We start from the raw sequence: 7574 nt of genomic DNA on the forward strand, positions 1-7574 counted from the left end.
ACATAAAACACTATCAATAAGTTGGAGTCATTACCCTTTTTTCAACTTCTGATGGATGCGAGTGATTGAACTCATACATTAATGTTTTCCCACGAAGTCTTTTTTCAGGTAAGCCTTCGCACATATCGGTAAATAGCTTGCCTGCTTTTATTTTTTCTGTCATCGACATGTTCATTTTTAACATTCCGTCCTGATAAGTTGGTCGGATAAGGCGCTCGCGCCGTATCCGACATTAATTTCTTAAGCGACTTCATTCACCTGGCGACGCAGCAGAGAAAGTGGGCCGGGGCCGCTAAGCGTGAACACGGAAATTAAGGTGAAGCCCAGCGCCACCAGACCCAGCACCAGGTAAGCGCCCTGGAAACCGATGCTTTCATACATATTGCCCGCCAGAATAGACATAAAAATCATCGCCAGTTGCTTAAAGAAGCAGAAACAGACCAGATAAATCGTCGCTGAAAAACGCACTTCAAACTGGCTGGTAATATATTTAAAGCAGCCCACCAGCAGGAACGGTACTTCAAACATATGCAGCGTTTTCAGAATAACCACTTCCAGTGCTGAGGTAGCGAACGATGAGCCAATAATACGTACTGACATAATAGTGCCAGCCAGCAGCAGGGCGTTTTTCCCACCGATGCGATTAATGATCAGTGGCGCAAAAAACATAATCGAGGCGTTAAGTAATTCGCCCATTGTCGTTACGTAGCCAAATACCCGCGTACCCTGTTCACCGGTAGCAAAGAACGAAGTAAAGAAATTAGCAAACTGTTGGTCAAAAACATCGTAGGTGCAGGAAACGCCAATAACATACAGTGACAAAAACCACAGTTTTGGCTGTCTGAACAGTTCCAGCGCCAGCTTAAGGCTAAATGCCGAATGGTTGGCACCTACCGCATTGGCAACCGTGGCAGAAGAGGGCGCATCCGTTTTGGCGAAAAAGAGTAAAACGGCGAGGATGAATGCACAGCCAGAACCCAGCCAGAAAACAAACTGATTATTGATGGTGAACATGATGCCGACAATCGAGGCACACAGCGCCCAGCCAACACAGCCAAACATCCGCGCGCGACCATATTCGAAATTACTGCGACGGCTGACTTTCTCGATAAATGCCTCTACTGCTGGCGCACCGGCGTTAAAACAAAAGCCTAGATAAATACCACCAACAATCGATCCTACTAAAATGTTGTATTGTAACAGTGGCCCGAAGATAAAAATAAAGAACGGCGCAAACATCACTAACATGCCGGTAATAATCCACAGCAGGTATTTGCGCAGCCCGAGTTTGTCAGAAAGCAGACCAAACAGCGGTTGGAATAATAGCGAGAACAGAGAAATAGCGGCAAAAATAATACCCGTATCACTTTTGCTGATATGGTTGATGTCATGTAGCCAAATCGGGAAAAACGGGAAGTAGGCTCCCATGATAAAAAAGTAAAAGAAAAAGAATAAACCGAACATCCAAAAGTTTGTGTTTTTTAAATAGTACATAATGGATTTCCTTACGCGAAATACGGGCAGACATGGCCTGCCCGGTTATTATTATTTTTGACACCAGAGCAACTGGTAATGGTAGCTACCGGCGCTAAGGTGGAATTCCGCCGACACTGACGGGCTCCAGGAGTCGTCGCCACCAATCCCCATATGGAAACCGTCGATATTCAGCCATGTGCCTTCTTCCGCGTGCAGCAGATGGCGATGGCTGGTTTCCATCAGTTGCTGTTGACTGTAGCGGCTGATGTTGAACTGGAAGTCGCCGCGCCACTGGTGTGGGCCATAATTCAATTCGCGCGTCCCGCAGCGCAGACCGTTTTCGCTCGGGAAGACGTACGGGGTATACATGTCTGACAATGGCAGATCCCAGCGGTCAAAACAGGCCGCAGTAAGGCGGTCGGGATAGTTTTCTTGCGGCCCTAATCCGAGCCAGTTTACCCGCTCTGCTACCTGCGCCAGCTGGCAGGTCAGGCCAATCCGCGCCGGATGTGGCGTATTGCTCGCCACTTCAACATCAACGGTAATCGCCATTTGACCACTTCCATCAATCCGGTAGGTTTTCCGGCTGATAAATAAGGTTTTCCCCTGATGCTGCCACGCGTGGACCGTGGTAATCAGCACCGCGTCGGCAAGCGTATCTGCCGTGCACTGCAACAACGCTGCTTCGGCCTGGTAATGGCCCGCCGCCTTCCAGCGTTCGACCCAGGCGTTAGGGTCAATGCGGGTCGCTTCACTTACGCCAATGTCGTTATCCAGCGGTGCGCGGGTGAACTGATCGCGCAGCGGCGTCAGCAGTTGTTTTTTATCGCCAATCCACATCTGTGAAAGAAAGCCTGACTGGCGGTTAAATTGCCAACGCTTATTATCCAGCTCGATGCAAAAATCCGTTTCGCTGGTGGTCAGTTGCGGGATGGCGTGGGGCGCGGAGGGGAGTGTCACGCTGAGGTTTTCCGCCAGACGCCACTGCTGCCAGGCGCTGATGTGTCCGGCTGCTGACCATGTGGTCGCGTTCGGTTGCACTACGTGAACCGTTAGCCAGAGTTGTCCGGCGCTCTCCGGCTGCGGTAGTTCAGGCAGTTCAATCAACTGTTTACCTTGTGGAGCGACATCCAGAGGCACTTCACCGCTTGCCAGCGGCTTGCCATCCAGCGCCACCATCCAGTGCAGGAGCTCGTTATCGCTATGACGGAACAGGTATTCGCTGGTCACTTCGATGGTTCGCCCGGATAAACTGAACTGGAAAAACTGCTGCTGGTGTTTTGCTTCCGTCAGCGCCGGATGCGGCGTGCGGTCTGCAAAGACCAGACCGTTCATGCAGAACTGGCGATCATTCGGCGTATCGCCAAAATCACCGCCGTAAGCCGACCACGGATTGCCATTTTCATCATATTTAATCAGCGACTGATCCACCCAGTCCCAGACGAAGCCGCCCTGTAAACGGGGGTACTGACGAAACGCCTGCCAGTATTTAGCGAAGCCGCCAAGACTGTTACCCATCGCGTGGGCGTATTCGCAAAGGATCAGCGGGCGCGTCTCTCCAGGCAACGAAAGCCATTTTTTGATGGACCATTTCGGCACAGCCGGGAAGGGCTGGTCTTCATCCACGCGCGCGTACATCGGGCAAATAATATCGGTTGCGAAGGTGTCGGCTCCGCCGCCTTCATACTGTACCGGGCGGGAAGGATCGACAGATTTGATCCAGCGATAGAGTGCGTCGTGATTAGCGCCGTGGCCTGATTCATTCCCCAGCGACCAGATGATCACACTCGGGTGATTACGATCGCGCTGCACCATTCGCGTTACGCGTTCGCTCATCGCGGGTAGCCAGCGCGGATCATCGGTCAGACGATTCATTGGCACCATGCCGTGGGTTTCAATGTTGGCTTCATCCACCACATACAGGCCGTAGTGGTCGCACAGCGTGTACCACAGCGGATGGTTCGGATAATGCGAACAGCGCACGGCGTTAAAGTTGTTCTGCTTCATCAGCAGGATATCCTGCACCATCGTCTGCTCATCCATGACCTGACCATGCAGAGGATGATGCTCGTGACGGTTAACGCCGCGAATCAGCAACGGCTTGCCGTTCAGCAGCAGCAGACCATTTTCAATCCGCACCTCGCGGAAACCGACATCGCAGGCTTCTGCTTCAATCAGCGTGCCGTCGGCGGTGTGCAGTTCAACCACCGCACGATAGAGATTCGGGATTTCGGCGCTCCACAGTTTCGGGTTTTCGACGTTCAGACGTAGGGTGACGTGATCGGCATAACCACCACGCTCATCGATAATTTCACCGCCGAAAGGCGCGGTGCCGCTGGCGACCTGCGTTTCACCCTGCCACAAAGAAACCGTCACCCGCAGCTCATCGCGCAGCTCGCCGTACATCTGAACGTCTGCCTCCAGTACAGCGCGGCTGAAATCATCATTAAAGTGAGTGGCTACATGGAAATCGCTGATTTGCGTGCTCGGTTTATGCAGCAACGAGACGTCACGGAAAATGCCGCTCATCCGCCACATATCCTGATCTTCCAGATAACTGCCGTCACTCCAGCGCAGCACCATCACCGCGAGGCGGTTTTCTCCGGCGTGTAAAAATGCGCTCAGGTCAAATTCAGACGGCAAACGACTGTCCTGTCCGTAACCGACCCAGCGCCCGTTGCACCACAAATGAAACGCCGAGTTAACACCATCAAAAATAATTCGCGTCTGGCCTTCCTGTAGCCAGCTTTCATCAACATTAAATGTGAGCGAGTAACAACCCGTCGGATTCTCCGTGGGAACATACGGCGGATTGACCGCAATGGGATAGGTCACGTTGGTGTAGATAGGCGCATCGTAACCGTGCATCTGCCAGTTTGAGGGGACGATGACAGTATCGGCGTCAGGAAGATCGCGCTCCAGCCAGCTTTCTGGTACCGCTTCTGGTGCCGGAAACCAGGCAAAGCGCCATTCACCATTCAGGCTGCGCGACTCTTGGGAAGGGCGATCGGTGCGAGCCTCTTCGCTATTACGCCAGCTGGCGAAAGGGGGATGTGCCGCAAGGCGATTAAGTTGGGTAACGCCAGGGTTTTCCCAGTCACGACGTTGTAATACGACGGCCAGTGAATCCGTAATCATTGTCATAGTTGTATCCTGCGTGAATTGTTATCCGCTCACATTTTCGCATAACATACGAGCCGGACACATAGAGTGTAAAGCCTGGGGTGCCTAATGAGTGAGCTGACTCACATTAATTGCGTTGCGCTCACTGCCCGCTTTCAAGTCGGGAAACTTGTCGTGCCAGCTGCATTAAGGAATCTGCCAACGTGCGGGGAGAGGTGGTTTGCGTATTGGGCGCCAGGGTGGTTTTTCTTTTCACCAGTGAGACGGGCAACAGCTGATTGCTCTTCACCGCCTGGCCCTGAGAGAGTTTCAGCAAGCGGTCCACGCTGGTTTGCCCCAGCAGGCGAAAATCCTGTTTGATGGTGGTTAACGGCGGGATATAACACGAGCTGTCTTCGGTATCGTCGTATCCCACTACCGAGATATCCGCACCAACGCGCAACCCGGACTCGGTAATGGCGCGCATTGCGCCCAGCGCCATCTGATCGTTGGCAACCAGCATCGCAGTGGGAACGATGCCCTCATTTAGCATTTGCATGGTTTGTTGAAAACCGGACATGGCACTCCAGTCGCCTTCCCGTTCCGCTATCGGATGAATTTGATTGCGAGTGAGATATTTATGCCAGCCCGCCAGACGCAGACGCGCCGAGACAGAACTTAATGGGCCCGCTAACAGCGCGATTTGCTGGTGACCCAATGCGACCAGATGCTCCACGCCCAGTCGCGTACCGTCTTCATGGGAGAAAATAATACTGTTGATGGGAGTCTGGTCAGAGACATCAAGAAATAACGCCGGAACATTAGCGCAGGCAGCTTCCACAGCAATGGCATCCTGGTCATCCAGCGGATAGTTAATGATCAGCCCACTGACGCGTTGCGCGAGAAGATTGTGCACCGCCGCTTTACAGGCTTCGACGCCGCTTCGTTCTACCATCGACACCACCACGCTGGCACCCAGTTGATCGGCGCGAGATTTAATCGCCGCGACAATTTGCGACGGCGCGTGCAGGGCCAGACTGGAGGTAGCAACGCCAATCAGCAACGACTGTTTCCCCGCCAGTTGTTGTGCCACGCGGTTGGGAATGTAGTTCAGCTGCGCCATCGCCGCTTCCACCTTTTCCCGCGTTTTCGCAGAGACGTGGCTGGCCTGGTTCACCACGCGGGAAACGGTCTGATAAGAGACACCGGCATACTCTGCGACATCGTATAGCGTTACTGGTTTCACATTTACCACCCTGAATTGACTCTCTTCGGGTGCTATCATGCCATACCACGAAATGTTTTGCGCCATTCGGAGGGGGCACGCCGAAGTGAGATTCAAAATGCCGACGTCAGTTCACAGGTGGGTAATGATACCAACGTGTTGATTTCGTATTTTCACTGACACCAGGATCATCCTGATGTTACAAGGATTGAATGACTACAGATTAAAATAGTCATCAACAGGTTGACAGCATTACCCAGCGCCCGCTTTCCGCGTATTTTTCGATTTGCACTGCCGGGGGCACTGGCGGGTATCGCGTTCCGCACACTTTTACATTTATTTATCTGGTGACTGACCTTTTTAAGGAGACAGAATGAAAGCCGTTGGTTTCTGGCAACCCGGGAAAGTACATCCGTTATTGAAGATTTGTCGCTTCCCCACCCATCCATGCCCAAGGGGCGTGATCTTTTGATCAGAGTCAGGGCGGTCGCGGTTAACCCACGGGACCTGAAAAGCCGGCGAAACATCAGTCCCTCTGCAGGCAATCCGGTAGTTATGGGATACGACGCTTCCGGTGTTGTTGAAGCAACCGGACCAGAGGTGACGCTGTTCAGGCCAGGTGACCACGTTTTCTATGCCGGTGTGCTCGATCGCCAGGGAGCCAACGCAGAGTTTCAGCTGGTTGACGAACGCATTACGGGGATAAAGCCGGCAGCACTAAGTTTTGAAGCTGCAGCGTCGGTTCCTCTGACCGGTCTGACAGCCTGGGAAATGTTATTTGATCGTCTGCAGTTGTCAGTGAACGGAGATGCTGATCAGACCCTGTTGATGCTTGGCGGTGCGGGCGGAGTCCCTTGTATGGCTATACAGCTTGCCCGCACTCTGAGTCGGGTGAACATCATCGGGACTGCCTCCCGGCAGGAGAGTGTCAGAGCGGTTCGCGGGTTTGGTGCGCATTATGTCCTGGATCATTCATGTGCGCTTGCGCCACAGGTTGCCAGCCTTGCTGGACTCCCTCCCATTACCCGGATTTTCTCAACGTACACCACGCCATCTGCCTGGGAAAATATGGCCGAAATTATTGCCCCACAAGGCCGTATCGGACTCATCGACGACCCTGAACCACTGGATCTGCGTTTGATCAAATTTAAGAGCGTTTCTGTTCACTGGGAGGCAATGTTTACCCGCCCCATGCATGCTACTGCGGACATGTCTAAACAGCATGATATTCTTAACAAACTCTCATGCATGCTGGATTCCGGTAAGCTCAAACCTCCGTTGCTGGCAGAGTATGGCAGGCTGAATGCTAAAGCACTTCGCCGGGCTCATGAGGACATGGAAAATAAAAATGTGAACGGGAAAATTGTTTTTTCAGGGTTCTGATGAACAGGCCTGTCAGAGTAAAAAAAGATTCGGGTTCAGCACAATGCTGAATTCTGTCTGGCTATAGAGTAAGAATCGTACCGGAATTGAGCATTTACCCTCAGTACCTGCGGATGAAAAAGCAGTCTGCCCTGACATACTGAACAATCCCTTCTCATAAGATGCCTCTCTTTTGCTGTTTAAAGAGCTGAGCAGTCCGGGCGGAGACTGACCTCGTTCCGCTTTCCAAGCGACCCCCTTGTTGAAAGTGCGACAAAAGAGATAGGGCGAATGACTATACTTCGCTCATAGCTGCCCGCCATGCCAGCTCAAAAAACAGGCTTAACGTAGGATATTTAATGAGATGGTCACTCCCTCCTTCCCGGTATTATGCTGAGGACAGGCTTTC

The 7574-nt window shown here is 52.5% G+C and carries 3 protein-coding genes and 2 pseudogenes; 1 reads left to right on the forward strand and 4 read right to left on the reverse strand.

The window, feature by feature from the left end:
• Window positions 1-34: 34 nt before the first annotated feature.
• The 4 genes and pseudogenes from F0Q32_RS24580 to lacI all read right to left on the reverse strand — a co-directional run.
• A pseudogene (locus tag F0Q32_RS24580) lies at window positions 35-175 on the reverse strand (maltose acetyltransferase domain-containing protein); the annotation flags it as partial.
• A 65-nt stretch (window positions 176-240) separates the two neighbouring features.
• Window positions 241-1494, reverse strand: coding sequence for a lactose permease (gene lacY / locus F0Q32_RS24585; protein ID WP_003846917.1), 1254 nt, complete (start codon window positions 1492-1494; stop codon window positions 241-243).
• A 51-nt stretch (window positions 1495-1545) separates the two neighbouring features.
• Window positions 1546-4620 (reverse strand): beta-galactosidase, encoded by a 3075-nt coding sequence (gene lacZ, locus F0Q32_RS24590; protein ID WP_007894989.1) that lies wholly within the window; start codon window positions 4618-4620, stop codon window positions 1546-1548.
• A 121-nt stretch (window positions 4621-4741) separates the two neighbouring features.
• The gene (gene lacI / locus F0Q32_RS24595; protein ID WP_007851507.1) at window positions 4742-5824 is read right to left on the reverse strand and encodes a DNA-binding transcriptional repressor LacI; all 1083 of its coding nucleotides are present in this window, start codon (window positions 5822-5824) and stop codon (window positions 4742-4744) included.
• A gap of 352 nt (window positions 5825-6176) precedes the next feature.
• Here lacI and F0Q32_RS24600 point away from each other — a divergent pair.
• A pseudogene (locus tag F0Q32_RS24600) lies at window positions 6177-7186 on the forward strand (zinc-binding alcohol dehydrogenase family protein).
• Window positions 7187-7574: the final 388 nt, after the last annotated feature.

Origin of the sequence: Pseudocitrobacter sp. 73 (assembly GCF_008369545.1) — a bacterium.
Taxonomy (GTDB): Bacteria; Pseudomonadota; Gammaproteobacteria; order Enterobacterales; family Enterobacteriaceae; genus Pseudocitrobacter; species Pseudocitrobacter vendiensis.

Excerpts from the sequence above, each read along its gene's own strand:
- lacY (WP_003846917.1), bottom strand. The coding sequence starts at position 1,494 with ATGTACTATTTAAAAAACACAAACTTTTGGATGTTCGGTTTATTCTTT.
- lacZ (WP_007894989.1), bottom strand. The coding sequence starts at position 4,620 with ATGACAATGATTACGGATTCACTGGCCGTCGTATTACAACGTCGTGAC.